The sequence below is a fragment of the Geodermatophilus sp. SYSU D00703 genome (genome assembly GCF_054050155.1).
The window spans coordinates 56,446-81,718 of record NZ_JBJGYU010000011.1 but is presented as its reverse complement, the minus strand read 5'-3'; the positions used below and the strand labels follow the sequence as shown (position 1 = coordinate 81,718).

18 protein-coding genes and 2 tRNA genes are annotated in these 25,273 nt (G+C 69.7%); 7 read left to right on the top strand and 13 right to left on the bottom strand.

Annotated elements, in window-relative coordinates:
• Positions 1-200: 200 nt before the first annotated feature.
• The 3 genes from ACI782_RS12990 to ndk form a co-directional block, all read right to left on the bottom strand.
• Entirely contained in the window at positions 201-968 is a 768-nt protein-coding gene (locus ACI782_RS12990) for a TIGR03936 family radical SAM-associated protein (protein WP_456909768.1), read from the bottom strand.
• Positions 968-2,896, bottom strand: coding sequence for a TIGR03960 family B12-binding radical SAM protein (locus ACI782_RS12985; RefSeq protein WP_456909766.1), 1,929 nt, complete (start codon positions 2,894-2,896; stop codon positions 968-970). Before ACI782_RS12985 ends, ACI782_RS12990 begins: the two co-directional genes overlap by 1 nt.
• Positions 2,897-2,999: 103 nt before the next feature.
• Positions 3,000-3,410, bottom strand: coding sequence for a nucleoside-diphosphate kinase (ndk, locus tag ACI782_RS12980; protein WP_456909764.1), 411 nt, complete (start codon positions 3,408-3,410; stop codon positions 3,000-3,002).
• Between the two features lie 84 nt (positions 3,411-3,494).
• Between ndk and ACI782_RS12975 the strand changes: the two genes are divergently transcribed.
• On the top strand, positions 3,495-5,279 hold the full coding sequence (locus ACI782_RS12975) for a S8 family serine peptidase (RefSeq protein ID WP_456909762.1): 1,785 nt from the start codon (positions 3,495-3,497) through the stop codon (positions 5,277-5,279).
• Here ACI782_RS12975 and ACI782_RS12970 read toward each other — a convergent pair.
• On the bottom strand, positions 5,263-5,688 hold the full coding sequence (locus ACI782_RS12970) for a DUF4233 domain-containing protein (protein ID WP_456909760.1): 426 nt from the start codon (positions 5,686-5,688) through the stop codon (positions 5,263-5,265). The genes ACI782_RS12975 and ACI782_RS12970 overlap by 17 nt on opposite strands.
• Positions 5,685-7,061 carry a bifunctional tetrahydrofolate synthase/dihydrofolate synthase gene (gene folC / locus ACI782_RS12965; protein WP_456909758.1) on the bottom strand — a complete coding sequence of 459 codons (1,377 nt, stop codon included), beginning with the start codon at positions 7,059-7,061 and terminating at the stop codon, positions 5,685-5,687. The genes ACI782_RS12970 and folC overlap by 4 nt, the downstream gene beginning before the upstream one ends.
• A 42-nt stretch (positions 7,062-7,103) precedes the next feature.
• Between folC and valS the strand changes: the two genes are divergently transcribed.
• Positions 7,104-9,692: a valine--tRNA ligase gene (valS, locus tag ACI782_RS12960; protein ID WP_456909756.1), complete on the top strand. Its 2,589-nt coding sequence runs from the start codon at positions 7,104-7,106 to the stop codon at positions 9,690-9,692.
• 63 nt (positions 9,693-9,755) lie between these two features.
• On the opposite strand, the gene ACI782_RS12955 is transcribed toward valS, so the two are convergent.
• From ACI782_RS12955 to ACI782_RS12930, 6 genes are all read right to left on the bottom strand, one after another.
• Positions 9,756-10,883, bottom strand: a complete 1,128-nt coding sequence (locus ACI782_RS12955; protein ID WP_456909754.1) for an acyltransferase family protein — start codon at positions 10,881-10,883, stop codon at positions 9,756-9,758.
• A gap of 152 nt (positions 10,884-11,035) precedes the next feature.
• Positions 11,036-12,307 carry an ATP-dependent Clp protease ATP-binding subunit ClpX gene (gene clpX / locus ACI782_RS12950; RefSeq protein WP_456909752.1) on the bottom strand — a complete coding sequence of 424 codons (1,272 nt, stop codon included), beginning with the start codon at positions 12,305-12,307 and terminating at the stop codon, positions 11,036-11,038.
• Positions 12,308-12,594: 287 nt separating this feature from the next.
• Complete coding sequence (locus ACI782_RS12945; RefSeq protein ID WP_456909750.1) at positions 12,595-13,209, bottom strand: ATP-dependent Clp protease proteolytic subunit; 615 nt, start codon at positions 13,207-13,209, stop codon at positions 12,595-12,597.
• A gap of 31 nt (positions 13,210-13,240) precedes the next feature.
• Complete coding sequence (locus tag ACI782_RS12940) at positions 13,241-13,876, bottom strand: ATP-dependent Clp protease proteolytic subunit (protein WP_456909748.1); 636 nt, start codon at positions 13,874-13,876, stop codon at positions 13,241-13,243.
• A 319-nt stretch (positions 13,877-14,195) separates the two neighbouring features.
• On the bottom strand, positions 14,196-15,755 hold the full coding sequence (gene tig / locus ACI782_RS12935; RefSeq protein ID WP_456909746.1) for a trigger factor: 1,560 nt from the start codon (positions 15,753-15,755) through the stop codon (positions 14,196-14,198).
• 136 nt (positions 15,756-15,891) lie between these two features.
• A tRNA-Pro gene (locus ACI782_RS12930) sits at positions 15,892-15,965 on the bottom strand.
• 72 nt (positions 15,966-16,037) lie between these two features.
• Here ACI782_RS12930 and ACI782_RS12925 point away from each other — a divergent pair.
• Positions 16,038-16,111 (top strand) — tRNA-Gly (locus ACI782_RS12925).
• A gap of 614 nt (positions 16,112-16,725) precedes the next feature.
• Here the strand turns inward: ACI782_RS12925 and ACI782_RS12920 are convergent.
• Positions 16,726-20,646, bottom strand: coding sequence for an NACHT domain-containing protein (locus ACI782_RS12920; RefSeq protein WP_456909744.1), 3,921 nt, complete (start codon positions 20,644-20,646; stop codon positions 16,726-16,728).
• Between the two features lie 1,105 nt (positions 20,647-21,751).
• On the opposite strand from ACI782_RS12920, the gene ACI782_RS12915 reads away from it, so the two are divergent.
• Positions 21,752-21,961, top strand: coding sequence for a hypothetical protein (locus ACI782_RS12915; RefSeq protein ID WP_456909742.1), 210 nt, complete (start codon positions 21,752-21,754; stop codon positions 21,959-21,961).
• 160 nt (positions 21,962-22,121) lie between these two features.
• Here ACI782_RS12915 and ACI782_RS12910 read toward each other — a convergent pair whose 3' ends face one another.
• Entirely contained in the window at positions 22,122-22,373 is a 252-nt protein-coding gene (locus ACI782_RS12910; protein ID WP_456909740.1) for a hypothetical protein, read from the bottom strand.
• 83 nt (positions 22,374-22,456) lie between these two features.
• On the opposite strand from ACI782_RS12910, the gene ACI782_RS12905 reads away from it, so the two are divergent.
• The 3 genes from ACI782_RS12905 to ACI782_RS12895 all read left to right on the top strand — a co-directional run bounded on the left by ACI782_RS12905 (position 22,457) and on the right by ACI782_RS12895 (position 25,230).
• On the top strand, positions 22,457-22,672 hold the full coding sequence (locus ACI782_RS12905; RefSeq protein ID WP_456909738.1) for a helix-turn-helix domain-containing protein: 216 nt from the start codon (positions 22,457-22,459) through the stop codon (positions 22,670-22,672).
• A 41-nt stretch (positions 22,673-22,713) separates the two neighbouring features.
• Positions 22,714-23,841, top strand: coding sequence for a site-specific integrase (locus tag ACI782_RS12900; RefSeq protein WP_456909736.1), 1,128 nt, complete (start codon positions 22,714-22,716; stop codon positions 23,839-23,841).
• 603 nt (positions 23,842-24,444) lie between these two features.
• Complete coding sequence (locus ACI782_RS12895) at positions 24,445-25,230, top strand: encapsulin (protein ID WP_456909734.1); 786 nt, start codon at positions 24,445-24,447, stop codon at positions 25,228-25,230.
• The last annotated feature ends 43 nt before the right edge of the window (positions 25,231-25,273 follow it).

Sequence of the window (25,273 nt, the reverse complement as noted above, 5' to 3'; positions counted from 1 at the left end):
AGCACGGGTTGGGCGGATCGGGCGGCCGCGCCGGTCCGGGCGGCGAGCTCGACTCGCGAAGTCTGTGTGCCGGCCCCCGGGCGACGGTTGTCGCGGCCGGGCGCCGGTGGTGCCGTGGAGCAGGTCTCGAGGTGGTGCTTCGGGGTGCGTCACGTCTGGCAGTCGTGCCGCGCGACGGCGCGAGGCCCCGGCCCCGCCGGTCAGACCGCCGCGTGCTCCCCCTGGCAGCGGGTGCGCGCTCCGCGGTCCGGACCGAGCGGGTCGGCCACGGTCCCGCTGTCGTCGAGCCGGCCCTGCGCCTCACGCACGGCCCGAGGGGGCGACGGCGGGCGCAGGTCGGCGACGGCAGCCAGAGCGGCCAACACGTCGTCGGGTCGAACGGCGGGCGTCACCTGCCGGACGACCATGGTCAGTATGGCACAACCTGATGTGCCCTCCGCCGCAGCCGAGGCCACGGCGGCGCGCGCGTCGACGTCCCGCAGGCCGTTCTTGGTGCGCTTGGCGACGATGACCTCGTCCCTGGCCAGGAAGGCCGCGACGGCCGTGGCCAGCTGCTGCGGCTCCACGCCGGGCAGCTCCACCCGCCAGGTGGTGGCGTCGATCCGGTCGGCCAGGGAGCCGGTCCCCTCGGCCGCCTCGACGCACTCCAGGACGTCGATCCCTGGGGGCAGGGACGCGTCGAGCGCCGCCCGCACCGCCTCGGGGTCGCACCGCTGCGCCAGGCCGATCTCGACGTACTCGGCCTCGCTGGCCGCGCCGGTGGGCGCCGCACCGACGTAGCTGATCTTCGGGTGCGGGGTGAACCCGGCGGAGAACGCCATCGGGACCCGCGCGCGGCGCAGCGCCCGCTCCAGGGCCCGGGCGAGGTCGCGGTGCGAGGCGAAGCGCAGCGGGCCGCGCTTGGCGTAGCGCAGCCGCAGCTTCTGGACGGTGGGCGGCGGGGGCGGCCCCTCGGGCTGGCGGGCCACTACCGGCCGACGACCGTGAGCGGGAGCAGGCTGCGACCGGTCGGGCCGATCTGGATGTCGGTGCCGTTGGTGGGGCAGACGCCGCAGTCGTAGCAGGGGGTCCACCGGCAGTCGGCGACCTCCTCCTCCGACAGCGCGTCCTGCCAGTCGTCCCAGAGCCACTCCTTGTCCAGCCCGGAGTCCAGGTGGTCCCAGGGCAGGACCTCGCCCTGCGTGCGCTCGCGGGTGGTGAACCAGTCCAGGTCGACGCCGAACCGCACGAGCTCCTCGGCGGCCGCGGCCGTCCAGCGCTCGAAGGAGAAGTGCTCGCTCCAGCCGTCGAACCGGCCGCCCTCGCGCCAGACCCGCTCGATCACCCGGCCCACGCGGCGGTCACCGCGGGAGAGCAGGCCCTCGACGATCCCGGGCTGGCCGTCGTGGTAGCGCAGGCCGATGGACCGGCCGACCCGCCTGTCGGCGTTGATCTTCTGCCGGAGCAGCCTCAGCCGGGCGTCGATCGTCTCGGCGCTCGCCTGGCCGGCCCACTGGAACGGCGTGTGCGGCTTGGGCACGAACCCGCCGATCGAGACGGTGCAGCGGATGTCCTTGCGGCCGCTGGCCTCGCGGCCGGCGCGGATCACCTCGACCGCGAGGTCGGCGATCTCCAACACGTCCTCGTCGGTCTCGGTCGGCAGGCCGCACATGAAGTAGAGCTTCACCTGCTGCCAGCCGTTGGCGTAGGCGGTGGTGACGGTACGGACCAGGTCGTCCTTGGAGACGGTCTTGTTGATGACCCGGCGGATCCGCTCGCTGCCGCCCTCGGGGGCGAAGGTCAGCCCGCTGCGCCGCCCGTTGCGGGAGAGCTCGTTGGCCAGCGTCACGTTGAACGCGTCGACGCGCGTGGACGGCAGCGACAGGCCGGTGTTGGTGCCCTCGTAGCGGTCGGCGAGCTCCTTGGCGATCTGGCCGATCTCGGAGTGGTCGGCGCTGGACAGTGACAGCAGCCCGACCTCCTCGTAGCCGGTCGCCCGCAGGCCCTGGTCGACCATGGAGCCGATCCCGGTGATGGTCCGCTCGCGCACCGGGCGGGTGATCATCCCGGCCTGGCAGAACCGGCACCCCCGCGTGCAGCCGCGGAAGATCTCCACGCTCATCCGCTCGTGCACGCTCTCGGCCAGCGGCACCAGCGGCGTCTTCGGGTAGGGCCACTCGTCGAGGTCCATGACGGTGCGCTTGCCGACCCGCGCGGGGACGTCGTCCCGGGTGCGGGTCACGGCCACGATCGCGCCGTCCGGGCCGTAGGAGACCGCGTAGAAGCGCGGGACGTAGACCCCCTCGACGCGGGCGAGGCGGGCCAGCAGCTCGACCCGCCCGCCGGGCCGGCCCTGCTCCTTCCACGCCTTGACCACGTCGGTGACGTCCCCGACGACCTGCTCGCCGTCGCCCAGGACGGCGCAGTCCACGAAGTCGGCGATCGGCTCGGGGTTGAACGCGGCGTGCCCGCCCGCGACGACCACGGGGTGGGTCTCGTCCCGGTCGACCGCGTGCAGCGGGACGCCGGCGAGGTCGAGGGCCTCGAGCAGGTTCGTGTAGCCCAGCTCGGTGGCGAAGCTGACCCCGAGCAGGTCGAAGTCGGCCACGGCGCGGTGCGCGTCGACGGTGAACTGGCCGACGCCGTGCTCGCGCATCAGCGCGGCGAGGTCGGGCCAGACGGCGTAGGTGCGCTCGGCCAGGGCGTCAGGGCGCTCGTTGAGCACCTCGTACAGGATCATCAGGCCCTGGTTGGGCAGCCCGACCTCGTAGGCGTCGGGGTACATGAGCGCCCAGTGGACGGCGACGTCGTCCCACGCCTTGACCTGCGCGTTGAGCTCGCCGCCGACGTACTGGATCGGCTTCTGCACCTGCGCGAGGAGCGGTTCGAGACGGGGGTAGAGCGATGCACCGTTCATGACCCGTCCAGGGTAGACGTGCGTCTCCCGCGGCGAGATCGGCGATGTCGCACGGTTCCGGAGCCGGATCCGGGTGAGATCGCCGATCTCGCCGCCGGTGCGCTCAGCCCAGGTCGGGGAAGAACAGCTTGACCTCGCGGTCGGCGGACTCGGGCGAGTCAGAGCCGTGCACGATGTTGCTCTGCACCTCGAGGGCGAAGTCGCCGCGGATGGTCCCGGGCGCGGCCTTGACCGGGTCGGTGGCGCCGGCCAGGGCGCGGAAGGCCTCGATGGCGCGCGGACCCTCCACGACCAGGGCCACCAGCGGGCCGCTGGTGATGAACTCGACCAGCGAGGCGAAGAACGGTCGCTCGCGGTGCTCCGCGTAGTGCGTCTCGGCGACCTCGGCGTCCAGGGTGCGCAGCTCGGCGGCGACCAGGCGCAGCCCCTTGCGCTCGAGGCGGGTGATGACCTCGCCGACCAGGCCGCGGGCGACGCCGTCGGGCTTGACGAGGACGAGAGTGCGTTCAGTCACGGGGCCGGAGCCTACGGGGACGCCGGATCACCCGAGGGGGTGGACCGGCAACGGGACCTCGGCGCCCGTGCCGATGACGTCTCCATGCCGTCCCGCTCGTGGTCCGCCCCCCTGGCCCTCGCCGCCGCGCTCCTCCCCGCCCTGTCCGTGGTCGTCGCCGCTCCCGCGCACGCGGAGGAGACCGCGACCGTGGACGTGCCGCCGGTGCTCGACGCGGACCTCTCGGCCGCGGAGGAGCAGACGCTGGCGGACCTGACGACCGGCTCGGGGGTCGGGCTCGAGGCCTTCGTCGTCACCCCCGACGGTCCGCAGATCGTCGCCCTGGACGCCGACTCCCGGGCGGACGCCGCCGCCGCGGCCCGGCTGCTGGACGGGCAGCCGTCGGTGGAGGCGGCGAACCCGGCCGTGCCGATCCGAGCGGTCGGCGGCGCCGAGTACCAGTACGGCAACGCGCTGGTCCGCTCGGAGGCAGCCCGGACCGAGGTGGGCTCACCGCTGTCGGACGTCGTCGTCGCGGTCCTCGACACGGGGATCGCCCCCCACCCCGAGCTGGCCGCCGCGCTGGTGCCGGGGCGGAACTTCACCACGTCCACCGCGACCGACACGACCGACCGCCACGGTCACGGCACCCACGTGGCCGGGACCGTCGCCGCCGACGCCGGCTCGCTGGTCGAGGGCGTCGCCCCTGGTGCGCGGCTGATGCCGGTGAAGGTGCTCTCCGACTCCGGCGGCGGCACCTCGACGTGGGCGAACGCCGGCATCGTCTGGGCCGCCGACCACGGTGCCGACGTCATCAACATGTCGCTGGGCGGAGCCGGGAACTCGACCGTCTACGCCGCGGCCGTCGACTACGCGCGCGCCAAGGGCGTGACGGTCGTCGCCGCGGCGGGCAACGAGGGCAGCTCGGTGCCCTCCTACCCGGCGGCCACCCCGGGCGTCGTCAGCGTCGCCGCGGTCGACTCGTCGAGCCGGCGGGCGAGCTTCTCCAACTACGGGCCCACCGTCGACCTGAGCGCCCCGGGGGTCGGCATCCGCTCCACCCTCGCCTCCGGCGGGTCCGGCGCCATGAGCGGGACGTCGATGGCCTCACCCCACGTCGCCGGCGTCGCCGCGCTCGTCGCGGCCGCCGCTCCCGGGCTGACCCCCGACGAGGTGGAGCAGGTCCTCGCCGGGAGCGCCACCGACCTCGGGAGCCCCGGCCGCGACGACCTCTACGGCTCCGGCCTGGTCGACGCCGTCCGTGCCGTGCGGGCGGGCGCCGCGCTGGTGGCCGCCGCCGGCGCCCCCACGAGCCGGCCCCCGTCGGCCCCCGCCATCGGCACCCCGACGCCGTCCGCAGGCGCCGTGCGGGTCGCCTGGTCGGCCCCGGCCGACGACGGCGGTGCGCCGATCACCGGGTACCGGGTCGCCACCTACCGGTCCGCGACCCCCGTCGGCGTCACGACCTTCCCCGCCACCGCCCGGAGCGCCACGATCCCAGGTCTCGCGAACGGGACCGCGTACACCTTCACCGTCACGGCGGTCAACGGGGCCGGCGTCGGGCCGAGGTCTGCGCGCAGCGCCGCGGTCACGCCGCGCACCGTGCCCGGGAAGCCGTCCATCGGCCGGCCGACCGTGGGCAACGCCGCGGTGACCGTGCGCTGGGCCGCGCCCGCCGCGACCGGCGGCGCCCCGATCACCGGCTACGTCGTCCGCGCCTACCGCGGCACCACCGTCGTCAAGACGGTGACCGCGCGCGCCGGCAGCACGAGCCTCACGGTGACCGGCCTGGTCAACGGCACCGGCTACGTCTTCACCGTGGCCGCGGTCAACGCCGCCGGCACCGGGCGCCAGTCCCCCGCCACCGCCACCCTCAGGCCGCGGCGCTAGAGGAAGGACCACCCTTCCCCCCACGCCCCGCACGCTCGGCGCGCGACCCCGAGGGGTGGCCGAAGGAGGAGCCGAGCAGCTCCTTGCGGATCTGCAGCAGGTACAGCCAGATGAGCACGAACGCGCCGGCGACGAACCACATCACGCTGTTGAGGAAGCCGGTCGCCAGCAGCGGTACCTGCAGCACGGTGCCGGCCACCAGCCCCCACCGGCGGCGCTGCACGCCGGAGGCGAGGACCAGGACCACGGCCAGCACCAGCAGTGCGGTGAGCCGCGGGCCGGTCAGCCCGGGGCCGCTCTGCGCGATGCCCCGCGGCACGAAGAGGACGGCGATCCCCTCCAGGACGAGGACGGCCGCCGCCGCACCCCGCAGCGCGCGGGCGGCGCGGTCCGGGTCGGGTGCGGTCACGGGACCTGGCCGCCCATCAGCGTCCGGGCCTCGCCGGCGGTGATGACGCTGCCGGTCACGAGCACCCCGGAGCCGCCGAGGGCGTCGTCCGGCCCGGCCTCGGCCAGCTCGATCGCCTCGGTGAGGGCCTCGGGCAGCCGCGGGGAGACGCTCACCCGGTCGGCGCCGAAGACGTCGACGGCCAGCGCGCCCAGCTCGTCGGCGGGCAGCGCCCGCGGTGAGCCGTTCTGGGTGACGACGAGCTCGGCGCAGACGCCGTCGAGCTCGCGGAGCATCGCCTCGACGTCCTTCCCCCGCACCACCCCGACCACGCCGACCAGCCGGGTGAAGTCGAACGACTCGCGGATGGCCTCCACCGTCGCGGCCATGCCGGCCGGGTTGTGCGCGGCGTCGACCAGCACCGTGGGGCTGGTGCGCACCCGCTCGAGCCGGCCGGGCGAGCGGACGGCGGCGAACGCGGCGCGCACCGTCTCGACGTCGATCGGCCCGGTCGCCGCCCCGGCGCCGAGGAACGCCTCGACGGCGGCCAGCGCGGTGGCGGCGTTCTGCGCCTGGTGGGCGCCGAACAGCGGGAGGTAGACCTCGCCGTACTCGCCGCCGAGGCCCTGCAGCCGCAGCTGCTGCCCGCCGACGGCGACCCGGCGATCGAGGACGCCGAACTCGGTGCCCTCCCGGGCGACCACGGCCTCCACCTCGACGGCGCGGCGCACCAGCGCGTCGAGCGCCCCCGGCTGCTGGTGGGCGAGGACGGCGATGGAGTCGGACTTGATGATCCCGGCCTTCTCGCCGGCGATCGTGGCGACGTCCGGACCCAGGTACTCGGCGTGGTCGAGCGCCACGGGCGTCACGACGGCGACCCGCGCGTCGACGACGTTGGTCGCGTCCCAGGTGCCGCCCATGCCCACCTCGATGACGGCGACGTCGACCGGCGCGTCGGCGAACAGCGCGTAGGCCATGCCGACCATCACCTCGAAGAAGCTCATCGGGTGCTCGCCGGCGGTGTCGACCATCTGCACGTAGGGCGCGATGTCGTCGTAGGTCTCGACGAACCGCTCGGCGCTGACCGGTTCGCCGTCGAGCACGACCCGCTCGCGCACCGACTGCAGGTGCGGGCTGGTGAAGCGGCCGACCCGCAGGCCGAAGCCGCGCAGCAGCTCGTCGACCATCCGGGCCGTCGTCGTCTTGCCGTTGGTGCCGGCGACCTGGACCACCGGGTAGGCCCGCTGCGGGGCGCCGAGCAGGTCGAGCAGGGCGGAGATCCGGCCGAGGGACGGTTCCAGCCGGCTCTCCGGCCAGCGGGCCAGCAGTTCCTTCTCGACGCGGGCGAGGTCGCCGTCCCCGGGCGTGCGCCCGTCGGACCCGGTGGTGCTCATCCTGTCCAGGATGCCAGCCGACCGGTTCCTAGGATGAGCGACATGGTTCCCGACATCGCGACCCCGGACACCGCTGCCCCGGGAGCGGCCGTCGGCGCACCCGACAAGCCGTCACTGGACGGGCTCGAGGACAAGTGGATCGCCCGCTGGGCGGCCGAGGACACCTACGCCTTCGACCGCGCGGCCGCGCTGCAGGTGCCCCGCGAGCAGGTCTACTCGATCGACACTCCCCCGCCGACCGCCAGCGGCTCGCTGCACGTGGGGCACGTGTTCAGCTACACACACACCGACATCGTCGCCCGCTACCAGCGGATGCGCGGCAAGCACGTCTTCTACCCGATGGGCTGGGACGACAACGGCCTGCCGACCGAGCGGCGGGTGCAGAACTACTACGGGGTGCGCTGCGACCCCTCGCTGCACCACGACCCCGACTTCGAGCCCCCGGCCAAGCCGGGCAAGGACCAGCAGCCGGTCTCCCGGCGCAACTTCGTCGAGCTCTGCGAGCGGCTGACCGCCGAGGACGAACTGGCGTTCGAACAGCTGTGGCGCCGGGTCGGCCTGTCGGTGGACTGGAACAACGTCTACCGGACGATCTCGGCGTCCTCCCGCGCCACCGCGCAGCGCGCGTTCCTGCACAACCTCGCCCGCGGCGAGGCCTACGCGCAGGAGGCGCCGACGCTGTGGGACGTCACCTTCCGGACGGCGGTCGCCCAGGCCGAGCTCGAGGACCGCGAGCGGCCCGGCGCCTACCACCGGATCTCCTTCCACGCCCCGCACGGCCCGGTCTTCATCGAGACCACCCGCCCCGAGCTGCTGCCCGCCTGCGTCGCGCTGGTCGCCCACCCGGACGACGAGCGCTACCAGTCGCTGTTCGGCCAGACGGTGCGGACGCCGGTGTTCGACGTCGAGGTCCCGGTCGTGGCGCACCGCCTCGCCGAGCCGGACAAGGGCTCGGGCATCGCGATGATCTGCACGTTCGGCGACCTCAACGACGTCACCTGGTGGCGGGAGCTGCAGCTGCCGACCCGTGCGGTCATCGGCTGGGACGGCCGGCTGGTCGCCGACCCGCCGCCCGGGCTCGACGGCGACGGCGCCGCCTCCGCCTACCGGGAGCTGGCCGGCAGGACCGCGCACGCTGCCCGCGAGCGGATGGTGCAGCTGCTGCGCGAGTCCGGCGACCTGCACGGCGACCCGAAGCCGATCACCCACCCGGTCAAGTTCTTCGAGAAGGGCGACCGGCCGCTGGAGATCGTCACCACGCGGCAGTGGTACATCCGCAACGGCGGCCGGGACGCCGACCTGCGCGACGCGCTGCTGGCCCGGGGCCGGGAGATCCAGTGGGTGCCCGAGCACATGCGGCACCGGTACGACAACTGGGTCGAGGGGCTCAACGGCGACTGGCTGATCAGCCGGCAGCGGTTCTTCGGCGTCCCGTTCCCGGTCTGGTACCGGCTCGACGGCGAGGGCGAGCCGATCTACTCCGACCCGATCCTGGCCCCCGAGTCCGCGCTGCCGGTCGACCCGTCGTCCGACGTCCCGGAGGGGTACACCGAGGAGCAGCGCGGCGTGCCCGGCGGGTTCATGGCCGACCCCGACGTCATGGACACCTGGGCGACCTCGTCGCTGTCGCCGCAGGTGGCCTCGGGCTGGGACACCGACCCGGAGCTGTTCGCGCACGTCTTCCCGATGGACCTGCGCCCGCAGGCGCACGACATCATCCGGACCTGGCTGTTCTCGACGGTCGTCCGCTCGCACTACGAGCACGGCACCGTGCCGTGGTCGCACGCGGCGATCTCCGGCTTCGTCGTGGACCCCGACCGGAAGAAGATGTCGAAGTCGAAGGGCAACGTGGTCACGCCCATCGACGTGCTCGACCGCTTCGGCACCGACGCGGTCCGGTGGCGGGCCGCCGGGGCACGGCCCGGCGCGGACTCGCCGTTCGACGAGGCACAGATGAAGGTCGGCCGGCGGCTGGCCATCAAGATCCTCAACGTCGGCAAGTTCGTGCTGGGCCTGGGTGCCTCGTCGGCGGCGTCGGTCGACCAGGTGACCGAGCCGATCGACCTGGGGCTGCTGGCCGGGCTCGCCGCCGCCGTCAACGAGGCGACCGAGGCGATGGAGGCCTACAACTACACCCGCTCCCTCGAGGTGGCCGAGGCGTTCTTCTGGTCGTTCTGCGACGACTACGTGGAGCTGGTGAAGTCCCGGGCCTACGGGTCGGACGACGCCGCGCGGTCCGCGCAGGCCGCCCTGGCGATCGCGCTGTCGGTGCAGCTGCGGCTGTTCGCGCCGGTGCTGCCGTTCGTCACCGAGGAGGTCTGGTCCTGGTGGCAGTCGGGGTCCGTGCACCGCGCACCGTGGCCGGCCGCGGCCGACCTGCCGACCGCGGGCGACCCGGCGGTGGTCACGGCCGTGGCGGGGGCGCTGGCCGGCGTCCGCAAGGCCAAGTCCGACGCCAAGGTCTCGATGCGGGCGGACGTCGAGACCGCCGTCGTCCGGACGCCGGACGTCGCGCTGGTCGAGGCCGGCCGGGGTGACCTGGTGGACGCCGGGCGGATCCGGTCGCTGACGATCGAGCCGACCGACGGCGCGGTGACCGTGGACGTCGTCCTCGCCCCGTCGGCTGAGTAGCCGCCCGACTCCCTGCGGGCGTCGCTCCTCCCCCGGCGCCGCGTCCTGCGACCGCTCGAGGACCTATCGCGGTCGCGGGACGAGGCGCCGGTGGAGGCGACGGCTGATCGGTGCCTCGACGAATCGGAAGGACGCCCACGCCACGGGCACGGTCAGGAGGAGCCCCAGCACGACCAGTCCCACCGGCGGGACGTGCGCCGTCCGGAGGAACGCCAGGACCGGGAAGTGCCACAGGTAGAAGCCGTAGGATATCTTCCCCAGCCACACCATGGCCGGGAGGGTGAGGGCTCGTCCGGCGCGGGATCCCGGTCGGAGGGCCACGTGCCCGACGACGACGGCCGAGCTGACCGCCATGACCGTGTAGCCGGCCGTCCACACCAGGTCGTTGCCGGGCCCGTGGAACAGCAGCCAGGCGACCGCCACCAGCGCGGCGGCGGGGAACGCCCGGCCCATCCACCGGGCCAGCCGCCGGACTCCCACCGTCCGGGTGAGGCAGCTCAGCAGGCAGCCGAAGAGCAGGAAGTCCATCCGGGTGTCGGTGCCGTTGTAGATGCGGACGGTGTCGCCGTCGACGAGGAGCACGCGCAGCAGGAGCGCCAGCGCGCACCCGCCGGCGCTGATCCAGGCGAGCAGCCGGGCTCCCTCGGCGCCGCGGCGTGCGGCGACGGCGAGAACGACCAGGCAGATCAGCGGCCAGACGAGGTAGAACTGCTCCTCCACGCTGAGCGACCACGTGTGGGTGAGTGTCCCCAGCTCCCCGCCGAGCGCGCGGACCCAGTTGCCCACGTAGAAGAGGACGGACACCACGGCCGTCCAGGACGGGCCGGTGGGCGTCAGCGCCGTGAGCACCGCGACGGCGGCCAGGAGCAGCAGCAGCGCGGGCAGCAGCCGGACGGCGCGCCGGCCGTAGAAGCGCGGCAGGTCGATCGTGCCGTTCGAGTCCGCCTCGGTGAGCAGCAGACTGGTGATCAGGTAGCCGCTCAGCGCGAAGAACAGGTCCAGGCCGAGGTCACCTCCGGGGAGGACGCCCGGTACCGCGTGGGAACCGAAGACGATGAGCGCCGCGGTCCCGCGGAGACCGTCCAGTGCCGGCTTGTACCCGAAGCGGGCGACCACCCGGTCCTCGTGCGCGTGCCGGCGGGGCAGGGGCTCGGCATCGACCCGCGGGGGGTTCCCCCGTCCTCCCTCCACGCCGGGCGATCCTGCCTGCGCAGGGACGGTGCAGCAAGCGATCGGCGGCGAGCCCCCCACCACTGGGGGGAGGAGCGGGCAACCGGGCCCGGACACGGGAACGGCCCGCTCCCCATCGGGGAGCGGGCCGTTCGACCGTGCCGGGGTGGTTCTCAGGCGGACTTCTCCCGGGGGGCCCGGGCGGGCTTGCGGGGCACGATCGTCGGGTTGACGTGCTCGAGCACGACCTCCTTGGTGATCACCACCGAAGCGACGTCCTCACGGCTGGGCACCTCGTACATCACCGACTGGAGGACCTCCTCCATGATCGCCCGCAGCCCCCGGGCGCCGGTGCCCCGCAGGATGGCCTGGTCGGCGATCGACTCGAGCGCGTCGTCGGTGAACTCGAGGTCCACGCCGTCGAGCTCGAACAGCCGCCGGTACTGGCGCACCAGGGCGTTCTTCGGCTCGGTGAGGATGTTGATCAGCGCCTGGCGGTCCAGCTTCTCGACGCTGGTGATCACCGGGAGGCGGCCGATGAACTCGGGGATCATCCCGAACTTCAGCAGGTCCTCGGGCATGACCTCGGAGAAGACGTTGGCCTCGTCCATCTCCTTCTTGCTGCGGATCTCCGAGCCGAAGCCGATGCCCTGCTTGCCGGCCCGCGCCTCGATGATCTTCTCCAGCCCAGCGAAGGCACCGCCCACGATGAACAGCACGTTCGTCGTGTCGATCTGGATGAACTCCTGGTGCGGGTGCTTGCGGCCGCCCTGCGGGGGCACCGAGGCCGTCGTCCCCTCGAGGATCTTCAGCAGCGCCTGCTGCACGCCCTCGCCGGAGACGTCGCGGGTGATCGACGGGTTCTCGCTCTTGCGGGCGATCTTGTCGACCTCGTCGATGTAGATGATCCCGGTCTCGGCCCGCTTCACGTCGTAGTCGGCGGCCTGGATCAGCTTGAGCAGGATGTTCTCGACGTCCTCACCGACGTAGCCGGCCTCGGTGAGTGCGGTGGCGTCGGCGATGGCGAAGGGGACGTTGAGCATCCGGGCGAGGGTCTGCGCGAGGTGGGTCTTGCCGCAGCCGGTCGGGCCCATCAGCAGGATGTTGGACTTGGCCAGCTCGACCGACTCGTCCCGGCTGCCGGCGTTGCCGGCCTGCACCCGCTTGTAGTGGTTGTAGACCGCCACCGAGAGCGCGCGCTTGGCCTTGTCCTGGCCGATCACGTACTGCTCGAGGAAGTCGTGGATCTCCTTGGGCTTCGGCAGCTCGTCGAACTTCAGGTCCGACGACTCCGAGAGCTCTTCCTCGATGATCTCGTTGCAGAGGTCGATGCACTCGTCGCAGATGTAGACCCCGGGGCCCGCGATGAGCTTCTTGACCTGCTTCTGGCTCTTGCCGCAGAACGAGCACTTGAGCAGATCACCGCTCTCACCGATACGTGCCACCTGCTGACCTCCACCTCGGGGAATCAGGCCCTGGTCTCAGGTACCTGCGTGTGAACTCTGCCGATGTCCCATGTCCGGCCTCGCCTGTCGTGCTGTTCCGCGAGGCTCTCCTCCCGGCGCTGGAGGGCCGGGGATCGGGCGCTCGCCGACGGTACCTGGCGGCACCGGACCCGTCGGGCGATGACTCGCCCGCCGGCCCGACGCCAACCACATGCGTCCCGTGTCCCTCGACGGTACGGGTCGAGGGCGCGACGCGCGCCCCCTCGACCCGTACCGAATTCAGGGGATCAGGCCGGGAGCGCGTTCAGCTTCCGGCTCTGGATGACCTGGTCGACGATGCCGTAGGCCTTGGCCTCGTCGGCGGTGAGGATCTTGTCGCGCTCGATGTCGAGGCGGACCTGGTCGACGGTCTGGCCGGTGTGGCGGGCCAGGATCTCCTCCATCTGCGACCGCACCCGCTGGATCTCCGCGGCGTGGATCTCCAGGTCCGACACCTGGCCACCGGACTCACCCGAGGGCTGGTGGATCAGCACGCGGGAGTACGGCAGCGCCAGGCGCTTGCCCGGCGTCCCGGCCGCGAGCAGGACGGCGGCGGCGGAGGCGGCCTGGCCCATGCAGACGGTCTGGATGTCGGGCCGGACGAACATCATCGTGTCGTAGATCGCCATCAGCGAGGTGAACGAGCCACCGGGCGAGTTGATGTAGATCGTGATGTCGCGGTCCGGGTCGGCCGACTCGAGGGTGATGAGCTGCGCCATCACGTCGTTGGCCGACGCGTCGTCGATCTGCACCCCGAGGAAGATGATCCGCTCCTCGAAGAGCTTGTTGTACGGGTTGGACTCCTTCATGCCGTAGCTGGTCCGCTCCACGAAGGAGGGCAGCACGTAACGGCTGGAGGGCATCTGGAAGCTCATCGCTGTTCTCTCCGAACCGTCAGTTGTCGGTGACCGGGTTGGCGCTGTCGGTCATGGCCGCGCGGCTGACCACGTGGTCGACGAAGCCGTACTCGAGGGCCTCCTGCGCGGTGAACCACCGGTCGCGGTCGGAGTCCTTCTCGATCTGCTCGATGCTCTGCCCGGTGTGCAGCGACTGCAGCTCGTTGAGCTCGCGCTTCGTCCGCCGGAACAGGTCGGCCTGGATGGCGATGTCCGACGCGGTGCCACCGACGCCGGCCGACGGCTGGTGCATCATGATCCGCGCGTGCGGCAGGGCGTAGCGCTTGCCCTTGGTGCCGGCGGTGAGCAGGAACTGGCCCATCGAGGCGGCCAGACCCATGCCGTAGGTGGCGACGTCGCAGTCGATGAACTGCATCGTGTCGTAGATGGCCATGCCGGCCGTCACGGAGCCACCGGGCGAGTTGATGTAGAGGTGGATGTCGCGCTTGGGGTCCTCAGCCGACAGCAGCAGCATCTGGGCGGCCAGCTGGTTGGCGATGACGTCGTCCACCTGGCTGCCCAGGAAGATGATGCGCTCGCGCAGCAGGCGCTCGTAGACCGAGTCGTTGAGGTTCATCCCCCCGGCAGCGGCACGCATGAGCGGCGCGCCGGCCAGGTTCGGGTTGGTGCTCACGGGTGCGGTGACCTCCGTTGGACTGTCGTGCAGGCTCGGTGGGCGGGCGGGGTGGTGCGGGGCCCGGGAGGGCCCTTGGGACGTGGCGCCCCGGTGCTCGCCAGAGTCTGCGTCGACCCTAACGCGCAGGCGTGGGGTGACAGTCCCGGCGCGGGGGGTGTTCGCCGTGGGCGCAGCGGCGGTCGCCGATCCGCCCGGGACGACCGACGCCGCCCCTCCCCGCAGCTCGGGGTGGGACGGCGTCGGTCGTCGGGCTCGGCCGGCCCCGTTCAGAGGCTCGCCCCGAGCGTGCTCAAGGTGAGGCGGACGGGGTCCTTCTTCAGCTCTTGGCGACGCCCTCGGTGTCCTCGGACGTGCCGTCGGCGGTCCCGGCCGCGGGGGCCTCGGCCGTCGTCTCGGTCGCGGGGGTCTCCGCCGCGGTCTCGTCCGCGGGAGCCCCGTCCGTGGCCTCGGCCGCGGGAGTCTCCTCCGTGGCGTCCGCCGCGGCTGTCTCCTCCGTGGCCTCGGCGGCCAGCGCGGGGGTCTCCTCCGTGGCCTCGGCGGCCGGCGCCTGGACGGTCCGCGGACGTGCGCCCTCGAGGTCGACGACGTTGCCCGAGGCGTCGGTGATCGTCGTCTGCTCGAGCAGCTGGGCGAGGGCCTTGGTGCGGCGGACGTCGGCGACGAACTCGGCGATGTTGCCGCCCTGCTGCAGCTGCTGGGCGTACTGCTCCGGGCTCATCCGGTTGCGCGCGGCCTGGGCCATGATCTGCGCCGACAGGTCCTCGTTGTCGACGGTGATCTCGCGGGCGTCGGCGATCGCGTCCAGGACGAACTGGGTGCGCACCGCCTCCTCGATGTTCTTGCGCTGGTCGGCCTCGTAGGCCTCCCGGTCCTCCACGCCGGACATCTCCAGGAAGCTGTCCCAGTCCATGCCGGCCTGCTGCAGCTGGCCGCCCATGGCCTGGTTGCGCCACTCGATCTCGCGCTCGACCAGCTTCTCCGGAACCGGCACCTCGACCGCCGCGAGCAGGTGCTCGACCAGCTTGTCGCGGGCCTGGGCGCCCTGCTGCATGACCTTGGTGCGCGCCAGGCGGGTGCGCACGTCCTCGCGGAGCTCCTCGAGGGTGTCGAACTCGCTGGCGGTGGAGGCGAACTCGTCGTCCAGCTCCGGCAGCTCCTTGGTCTTGACCGAGCGGACGGTCACGGTGACCTCGGCGGTCTGCCCGGCCTGCGGGCCGTTGAGCAGCGGCGTCTCGAAGGTCTTCGACTCGTCGGCGGACAGCCCGCGGAGGGCGTCGTCCAGGCCCTCCATGAGGTTGCCGGAGCCCACCTCGTAGGACATGCCGGTGGTCGAGCCGTCCTCCAGGACCTCGCCGTCCACCTTCGCCTCGAGGTCGATGGAGACGAAGTCGCCGTCCTCGACCGCGCGGTCGACGGCGGTCAGCATGGCGAAGCGCTCGCGCATGACCGAGACCTGCTCGTCGATCTCCTCGTCGGTGACCTCGACGTCGTCGACGGTCACGGCCAGGTCGTCCAGCGACGGAAGCTCCAGCTTGGGGGCGACGTCGACCTCGGCGGTGAAGGCGAGGGTGTCGTTGTCGTCGAGGCGGGTCACCTCGATGTCGGGCTGCCCCAGGACGCGGACCTGGTTCTCCCGCACGACCTCGGAGTAGACCTCCGGGATGGCGTGCTGGACGACCTGCTCGAGCACCAGGGGGCGGCCGACGCGGGTGTCGATGACCCGATTGGGCACCTTGCCGGGGCGGAAGCCAGGCACGCGCACCTGGCGGCCGAGCTCCTTGTAGACCTCACCGAAGGCGTGGTCCAGGTCCCCCCAGGGCACCTCGATCGCCATCCGGACCCGCGTGGGGCCCAGTTCCTCGATGGTGCTCTTCACAGCGGCAGTGCTCCTCGATCGAAAGTCAGGGACGGGCGCCGGGCCGGTCCGACGGCGCCGGGTCGACCCACGAGTCTAGAGACACGCGGGGGACGGCCGGGGCGGCGGTACGAGAGCCCACGGCAGCCCCGCGACGTCGGGGTGGCGGGATTTGAACCCACGGCCCCCCGCTCCCAAAGCGGGTGCGCTACCAAGCTGCGCCACACCCCGTGGCGCACCGAGTCTAGGTGGACGCCGTGGCGGACGAGCGCCCGGCGGCGGTTACGCTGTCGGGGCACCACTGCGGGTGTAGCTCAATGGCAGAGCCCCAGCCTTCCAAGCTGGCCATGCCGGTTCGATCCCGGTCACCCGCTCCACGCGTTTCCGCAGGTCACTGGCCTGCCAGGTCTTCTGGAGGACTACTGGAGGACCCTCCGAAGGTCCCGATTTCGACCCCTAGAGACCCCTGTTTTCCGCTCCATTGGTCATGAATTGGTCACGCCGGCCGGGCTCATGCGGCCAGGCGAAGGGCCATGTTCCCCCCTCCCGCGTGAGCACAACTGGTCACGCGGTGAGCTCAAGGCCGTGCCGAGCGGCAATCTCCCGGCTGTCTCCTCCACCGGGACCTCGAGGCCCTCGACTGCGGCACGGCTGTAGATGGCGACGACAAGAGGACGTACCGCCACATCGAGGTCTGCCACCAGCCTGCGTCGTTCAGCAGACCGGGCTGCAGCCCGCCGCGCATACAGGCGGCGGCGCACAGCGCATACCGGCCGGTGCGGTGCTCGACCGCGCCGCGCAAGCCCACCTGGGCCTCACAGCGCTCTCCAGACGCTCCTCCGAAGCTGCTCGCACTGGGCGGACAGGTCAGCCAGCCCGGTGTCGGCGCCAGCACGTCACGCTTGAGGTAGCCCACAAGGACCGCGATCGCCCGCACGGTCACGTGGCGAGTCAGCGCACACGTACGAGGTCACTGGTAAGCCCTCAGCATCTAGACCTCACCCTGGCCGTCCTCAAACCACCCCTCACGAGCCGCAGTAGTGGCCAGGGGCTCAAGTCGGGAAAGTAGCACCTGCTCATTCCGCCTTTCAGCCGCCGCCACCAACTCCTGCGGATATTCGTCCCGGTTACCTGTGATCAATCGGGCGATCCCCACTGGCATATCCGTTTCGGACCGCCCACTCACGCCACGCCACCAAATATTGCGCGGTTGCGTGAGCCGGAGTAGGTCGAGCATACGGAGCCAGGTCGCATCCTGGCCATCGCGCTGGATACGACGAGCCATAGAGTCAGCACAGAAAGTGAGCACAAGCTCGTCCGATCCTCGGTAGTCCTCGAGGTACCGCGTGTACAAATGCTCCTGAGCCCGCGAGTCCAAGACGCTGGCTATCAAGGCGACGACCCGTGGATGAAGAAGGTCCGGCAACCCTTCGCCATGCAGTCGCCTAGGTCGCGGTCCGCCGAAACCGATTGGCGGCTGCAGAGAGGACCTGAGAACCTGCTCGATGGCCATACACCTACCGACCGACAAACCTGCGACGACGTCAGTGAGGTCTCCGGCCAAGGCTGCTAACGTCCTTGGCCCCGTTGCCAAGAGACCCAGTCCAACGATGAAGGACTTGTCGTTATCGGAGCGGGCGCCAGCCAGCTGCTCGCGCCACCAACCCGGTCGCCCCGAATAGTGACGAGCCAGTCGCGCACGCTCGGAGAGTGCCACGGACGTGTCGAAGAGCCCAACATCTGCGCCACGCCCTGGCATCTCTTTAACACCTGAGGCCAGAATGGCAAGACGCAGCAACGACCATTCGTCACCCATTTCGGCGCGTACGGGCTCCACGACCGCCGACCACAAGGAGACGCTTCGACGCCATTCACCGAGCGGCTGACGACTCCCCCGCTCGAATGCGGCGATCGCCTCTCTGGCATAAGGCGGAACATTCACCCCTTGAGACAATCCCTCAGCGAGTTTGACGTCCCTACCTCCCATCCAGCGGCGGACGACGGAAGCAAGCGTCATGGAGTCAGGGGCGCTCGAGAATACGGTCGCATACATGCTGGCCGACATAGCGATACCGAATGCCTCCAGGGCGCTTGCAGAGTTGCGCAAACGCAGAAGTTCAGAACCGCGACTGGCCAACTGCCGGAACGCCGCCAACTGCGTTTCTGGGCAGTTCTCAATGGGCCGGGAGCGACCGATGACAAGTAGGTGCGACACGAGAGACTCGGCAACACGGGGAGAAAGGGTCGCGAGTTGACTCCGCACATAGTCGTCATCCAAGTGCGCGAGGACACCCGTGAAGTACGCTACACTAATCCAGTCGAGGCGTTGATCGTCGTCGCCTTCGAATCTCGCGACCCAGTCGTCCCTGAGGCGCTGACGCTCAGCGTTCAACTGCACAACCCGGCCTAATTGAATTCTTGTGTCGGCGGGTATCGACTTCTCTCGCAACGCAGCAAAGCCCGCGGTTACAAGCTCTTGCCGGCCACAACCCTCAGGAAGGACCACACTCTCTCGACCGCCGGGAGTATTGCTCATCAGCGCTCGGATCCCGGAGTACGTGAGCAGTAGGTCAATAACGGTTCGCATACTCCTCGGATTTTGACTGAAAACCCAGTCCCCAAGCAATGAAGCCGCAAGGGCTCGTGGATGACCCGTAGCCTCCCATTCAGGATCCTCCATTAGAGCGCGCAGCCGGTCGACAAGGGCTGGGAGTTCCCCCTTGCTTAGGCAGCCACCAAAGAATCGCGTTACATTCAGCCAATAAGGATTGCGGGCGAGGCCGTCAAATCTGTCCGGCATCGTGCCGCCACGTTCTCGTCCGGCAGGACTGTACGGCGACGTGTCATATAGATATCGAGCGGCGAAGTACTCTCGCAGCGGCTGAACTTCGAACTCGAAGGTTCCTTCTACGCGCTCCACGAGAAAGACCACACGTTGAAAGCCGGCGAATAGCGCGTCAGCATGTGAAGTACTACGACCCTCGGCGCTAAGATAGTCCCGCAGGAGTCGCAGGAGAGCTTCCCGGTCGATCCTTCCCATACCCGTAGCGGTTTCTGCGTCTGAATGCAGGACCCAGGCTACATACCTATGAAGGTCGATGAGTAGCTCTTGGTTGTCGCGGACTGCGTCGTCCTTCTCCGACTCCCTCGCAAGGAATAACTCCACGTATATGTCGTAAAGAGCTGTTCTTTTATCGGGAAGCGACGTTCCGCGGGTATGAACTACACTCAGGAGGATCGCTAGCTGCATCGGATTCCTAGCGAGATCCCTGAAGTGGCTTTGCATCATGCGCTCCTGCAGGGTTCGGCGCAGCTCCGCTGCGTCTCTTCCCCGAAGACGCTTAGCCCGTGTCCATCGTTCGGAATACTCGCCAACCAAGTCTTCGTCCAGCGCAATGAGTTCGACGTATTGGAACAGCCTACTGGAGAAATCAGTTAGCCCTGTAAAGGCGGACGGCCGCGTAGTAATTACAAGCTGCAGCTCCGAGTTCAGCTCAGACAGTCGTCTCGCGGCCGAAGTTACTTCCCGGATGACTTCCTGCCGCCGGGCAAGGTTCGCGATTTCGTCCAGGCCGTCGAGAGCGAGGAATATACTACTTTCCCGTAGGGTCGCCCGAAAATCTGCTACGTCGAAGCTGACGCCGCCAGATAAGTCTTGCACAAGAGCTGAGATAAAGCCCTCGAGGTGCCGACTGCTTCCGGAGGGGATGCGCTCCGACTCCTGAGTGGCGAAGGGATTTACGCCTCCGAGCCAGACCGCATACTCGCGGAGGTCGACACGTATAGGAATTTTTGCACCTTGCGGCTGGTGGCGCTCAGCGACCTGCCTGAGTTCCTCGGCCTTGTTGAGCAACCGCATGCGGTGCACCTGGCACACGAATTGCACAAGAGTGGATTTACCCTGACCGGGCCCCCCCTCTATGACTAGGCGAGGAAAGCGCCGCTGCCCCTCTTTGCTTGCGAGCAATGCCGCAGCTCCAACGCTTGGCTCATATTCCGCCAGGCCGCTGATGCCCGATCCGTTTGGAGCCGATCTGTTCTTGATGGACTCCAATAGAAGGCTATTGAGGTGTTTCTCCCTTCGGTCTCCCGGACCTCGACGCAAAGCTGCGGGCACGTCGACGAAGAGCGTGGTCAAATCATGCTGTAGGTCCACTTGCTTGAAGCGGACCTCCTCGTCCGATTCGTATTGCTGGGTCACGAAGGCGCGGATCGCGTCCAGCCTTCGAACTTGCCCCTCGTTTTCCGAGGGTAGACGCATGAGCGCCTCAAGGATATCCGTTGCCCGTAGAATTTCAGGGAAGGCCCACCTTATGGAACTATTGGCATTGACTCTTGCCACAAGGTCATCCCGCCACATCACCTGTGTGGGTAGGGACATTTTGTCGGAGAGGAGTTTATTTAGCTTGTCGATACTTCCCACATCAGGGTGGGCGGTCCCTGAGACATTCGTAAGCAAGTAATAGCCCACCGCGCCCTTGGGGAGGAGGGTTGCTAACTTCGGCGCTTCTTTGCTCATGACGTCAAGAAGCCACTTGTGCGGCGAGTCGAGCTTATCCGGACGGCGCACGAACTTGACCTGAAACACCAGAAATGCGCGCTGAGCCCTATTGCTGCTGTCGAAGTGCTGAACGACATCTCGCCCACCGTCGGGTTGCCCCACGGGAAAGCACTGAATTCCATCCCGCTCGGCCACCAGTACCGCCTGGCATAGTTCCTGAAAGCGTTCATCGCCCAGCTGCTCAAAATGGTAATCCACCGATATCTCCCCCACCTCCCGCTGGAACTGCTCGCTCCCTACTAAGGGAGCTGCGATCCGGCCAGGTTGCGCCGCATGGTCGGTAGGCGCCGCGACACGGAGGGTAACAGCGACCTGGCTGGCGAGCGACCGCTGCAACGGGCAGGGCGACACCGTGCGGATGGCAAGAGTGGGCCGAGTCCGAGACAAGGCTTGCCTACCGGGTCAAGAAGCCGCTGCCGCGAATGGCGCAGGGCTGGCGATCAACGCCGGGCGTGAGGCCGCTGCGTCCTTTTCGCAGGTCGAGGCGGCGACTGGTCGGGCGTGACAGTCCCGCCCGAGCCATTATCGCAGCGATCGAGTCGGCGTGTGTGGGCCTTGTCGTCGTGGCTGGCCCGGCTGGACATAGAGGCTCACCAGTTGCCCGGCGACTCTTCGTGACGAGAAAATGGAGTGCGTCGGCAGTGAGGTGGGTCCTAGCTGGCCCCTCAGCACAGACGACCTGCAGGCGGATGCGGACGTCCCCTACGGCCACAGTGCAAGAAGTCTGTCCCCGTTGATCTTTGAGGTCGGAGATGGCCAGAGGTGAGATCGCGCCAACAGTGCTGCGGCTGTCGCCGGCTACCAGATGACCGCGACTGCGCCGGCTTGACCGTGGTGGTGATGGCGCGGTTCTTGGTGACGAGCGAACCTCGGAGCTCGAACGCCTTGCTCACCCGAGCCTGAACGCCGGCGTGCCGGTGGGCTGGCTGACCAGTCGATGGTCAGACCCTGACGGGCCAGAGCGCACCCCCTTGTCCTCGTTGCATAGCTCCGTCTGGGTCGGAGGGACCCGCGCAATCCCGTGCGCAACGCAACCATCGCAGCCGTCACCCCGAGCATGTGAGCACAAAGCCGCCCTGGAGAAGCTCAAGATCAAGGGGGACACACCTCATGCACCGTCGGGTTCCGGAATTCGTGGTGACAGGTTCTCTGGAGGTCTGCCTGCACTGTCGGGAGCATGACAAGCACGACGAACGGCAGCTACCGAAGCCGACGGCTCCAACGAGAGCGGCAGCGCCGTGAACCACGGACGGATCAACCGCGAGAACATGCAGCAGCGCCACGGCCAGGGGCCGACGGTCGGGCAAGACGTGCCGCCGCGACGCGGTGCGGCTGGTGCGGTGGACCGATCACCGCTGGCAGTCGCGGGCCGATCCCGAAGTGGTGTTCGGCCACCTGTCGACACCGCGCCTGGGAACAGGCACGGGCCGCCGCCTCCGGACGAGTTGCGGTCTAGGTGGTCGAACGAGAGGTCGAGGTCCGCGTCCCAGCCGTCCCCACTCGCCGCGACTGGACCAGACTCCTCGGCGCACTCGCGCGCCAACTGGACGACGGCCGGGTCTACGACCGCGACCTTGCCAACCTCGCCGCGGCGCTGAGCGCCGTCCTCAACGCCTACAGCCGGCGCACCAGCGCCATAGGACGGCCTGCTCATTTGCGGCGCTGATACATAGGCGCTGGCTGGTGTCGTGAGATTGGGCATCCCCGGCCCGTTCGGCCATCAGAGACGGAAGTAGCCAGTGCCCTCGAGCGCCCACCGAGCATGATCACTCTAGCCACGGTCGGCGGCGCGGGCTAGACGCGCGCGTGGGTGGCGGCGACGACCCTCACCGGTCGGGAAATGTCAGACCAGACTCGACGTCCTCTACGGCCAAGCGGCTGGCGGCTTCGAAGTCCTCCCAGGACACCTCAGGAAGCTGTCCGCGGAACGCGCCGTACGCCGGGCGGATCGGCGGACGTTCGGTCTGAGCCACGATGCGGAGGTGCGCGCCCGGCCGGACACCATGGCGCGCCAGCTCCTCGGGTGCGATGTCACCGTCCGCACCCACCACGACCTCGAAGTCCGCGTCCGCACTCATCGCGTCACATGGTCACACGGGCTGGCACGGGCAGGAAGGGACGACCGGAGGCCCACTGGAGAACGCCGGCGACGCTCGATTTCATGACGACGCGAGGGGCACAGGGTCAGAGTCTCGACCGCGATCCGCTGCTGACCGTCACGCAGGCCGGCGAGTACCTCGGTACCGGTGAGCGGTTCATCCGCCGGCTGATAACGGAGCGTCGGATCGGCTACGTGAAAGTCGGCAAGTATGTGCGCCTGGAGCGCTCGATGCTAGACGCCTTTGTGGATTCCCGCCGCGTCCACAGCAAGCGGTGATCGTCGAGGGCGCGAGCTGAGGTACCCGTCAAGGTCTCGACGTGGCCAAGCGGACGTTCGGGTCGGTCGACCGGCTCCCGAGTGGCCGCTACCGCGCCCGGTACCTCGGCCCTGATGGTCGGCGCCACACCAAAATCCTCGACACCAAGGCCGACGCCTGGGCGTGGCTGGCAAGTCAGCAGACGGACCTCCTGCGGAAGAGCTGGCGAGCGCCGAACGCCAGCAGCCGCACCGTCGGCGAGTACGCCGAGGACTACCTCGCCCGCAATGACCTCCGCGAGAGCACCCGCGTCCTCTACGCGGCCCTGTGGCGTCACCACCTCACCGAGCCGTGGGCCGACATTCCCGTCGACGAGGTCACGCCGGCCGCCGTCCGTTCCTGGCACGTCAAGGCCGGCCGGACGACGGGCCCGACTGCTCTGGCCCAGTCGTACCGGCTCCTGCGCGCCATCCTCAACGTGGCAGTCGCCGACGAGGCCATCGCCTCCAACCCGTGCCGGTTGCGTGGCGCCGGCACGCCGAAGGCCACCCGGCCGTCCCGCGCACTCACCGCCGCAGAGGCACTGCAGCTCGCCGAACAACTGGGGAAGGACCGGAGAACCGAGCGCTACCGCGCCCTGCTGCTCGTTCTGGCCTTCGGCGGGCTCCGGTTCGGTGAAGCCACTGCGCTGCGCCGGTCCGACGTTCTGCCCGCCGGCCGGCAGCGCGTCGAGCGGTCGGTGCGCCGCGTGGGCGGACGGTGGGTGGTCGGCAAACCCAAGACGGACGCCGGGCACCGGACCGTGACCCTGCCCACCGCCATCGCGGCGGTACTGGAGGACCACCTGGAGAAGCACGTCCTCGCCGCTCCGGACGCCCTCCTGTTCTCCACCAGTTCCGGCGGCTACCTCGCCCGCAGCAACTGGAACTCGACCTTCCGCCGCGCCGCCGACTCCATCGGCCTGCCCGCCGTCCGGCCGCACGAGCTTCGCCACACCGGCGCCACCCTGGCCGCGGTGACCGGCGCGACCACCAAGGAGCTGATGCGCCGGCTCGGCCACTCCTCCCCCGCCGCCGCCCTCCTCTACCAGCACGCCGCCGACGACCGCGACGCCGACATCGCCCGCGCCCTCGACGCCATGCTGGATGCGATCACCGAGACGCCCGACGACACGGAGCGGCCGGAGTAGCCAAGAGGCGATTGGTCACATAGTGGTCACGCGAGCCCGCCCGGAGACCGAAATGCGGCGCTGACCAGCGCAGACAGACCTACGGTGTCCCGCCTTCCAAGCTGGCCATGCGGGTTCGATTCCCGTCACCCGCTCGATTGCGATGTCGCGGGACACCGTTCACAGGTGTCCCGCGACATCGTTCCCGTCGGGCATGTGGTTGGTAGCCCCGGGTCGGAGGTCAGGATGCGCAGTAGTCGTCCGCCGGTGCTCAGCACGCGGACGTGCAGGTCGTGAACCAGTAACAGCACGGGTCTGCCAGCATGGCAACGGCCGATGCTGATGTGGGGCGACCGGCTGTTGTGGTCGGGCCTACGTGGCCATGATTCCCCTTGCGTGACTCCGCAGAACCGGGCGCGGACCAGTCTCCGGACATGCTGAGCGGTTCCAGGCCGCTGCTCGAGGGACCGGCCTTGAGGGGGGACGCCGCCGTGACGCCGCCGTGACGGCGCCGTGACGGCCTCCGTGAAGCATCGGATGCCTGGCCCGGTTCAGCGCCGAGACGCTGCACAGCGCTTCTGCGGGCCAACGAGAAACGCCCGACCCCGTGGCGGGAGGAACGCCATGAGCGAACTCAACTGGACCGAAGCCCAATGGAGCCGGATCGTCGAGGCCATCGACAGCGAGGTCGAGAACTCCCGCCTGGCTCACAAGGTCATTCCGGAGTACACCCTGCCACACTCGGCGCGCACCGTCGCAAGGAACCGGTTCGACTACGCCGCCGGCACGATCGACGAGACGCACGAGGGTCTGGCCCAGATAACTGAAGACTTCTTCCTCACGAGGCTCCAGACCGAGGACGAAGACCTGGGCAATGCCCGGCTGCGCGTCCGGCGAGCAGCCCAGCAGTTGGCAAGGAAATGTGATTCGGCAGTCTTCCAGAGTGCGATTCGGGACGAGATCGAGAAGAACCAGGGCGTGCCCGGATTTCAGAACAGGGTGGAGATCCCCGCGCCGTTCCCCGACGGTGTCGTCTCGGCGACGTCGCAAGCGGTCGCCCTCCTCGATGGGGAGGGCTATCGGTCAGGTTTCGTCATGGTGGCGGGGCAGGGCGTGTACACGCAGCTCCACACGCGGGCCAACGGCGCGGCGGACTTTCCTCGCAAGGCGGTCGAGGGGCTCCTCGAGGAGGGTCCCGTCCACCGATCCGCCGTCCTCGATCCGGGAGAAGCGCTGATCCTGTCCCTGAGCGGAGAGGAGATCGACCGCGCCGTCGCAGAGGGCCCGACCCTCGAATTCCTGCGGATCGGGCGGGACGAGAACCGGGAGTTCCGCCTCTACGAGCGGTTCCTCACGCGGTTCAAGCAGACCGCCGCGGCTGTGTTGCTCCGACTCGGAGCAGTCGGTTAGCGGTCACTGAAGGCGACCCGAAACCACCGGCGATCTCGGAGGT

Coding starts and splice junctions, on each gene's coding strand:
- ACI782_RS12975 (WP_456909762.1), top strand. CDS start 3,495: ATGCCGTCCCGCTCGTGGTCCGCCCCCCTGGCCCTCGCCGCCGCGCTC.
- ACI782_RS12905 (WP_456909738.1), top strand. CDS start 22,457: ATGACGACGCGAGGGGCACAGGGTCAGAGTCTCGACCGCGATCCGCTG.
- ACI782_RS12945 (WP_456909750.1), bottom strand. CDS start 13,209: ATGCCCTCCAGCCGTTACGTGCTGCCCTCCTTCGTGGAGCGGACCAGC.
- valS (WP_456909756.1), top strand. CDS start 7,104: ATGGTTCCCGACATCGCGACCCCGGACACCGCTGCCCCGGGAGCGGCC.
- ACI782_RS12985 (WP_456909766.1), bottom strand. CDS start 2,896: ATGAACGGTGCATCGCTCTACCCCCGTCTCGAACCGCTCCTCGCGCAG.
- folC (WP_456909758.1), bottom strand. CDS start 7,061: ATGAGCACCACCGGGTCCGACGGGCGCACGCCCGGGGACGGCGACCTC.
- ACI782_RS12895 (WP_456909734.1), top strand. CDS start 24,445: ATGAGCGAACTCAACTGGACCGAAGCCCAATGGAGCCGGATCGTCGAG.
- ACI782_RS12910 (WP_456909740.1), bottom strand. CDS start 22,373: ATGAGTGCGGACGCGGACTTCGAGGTCGTGGTGGGTGCGGACGGTGAC.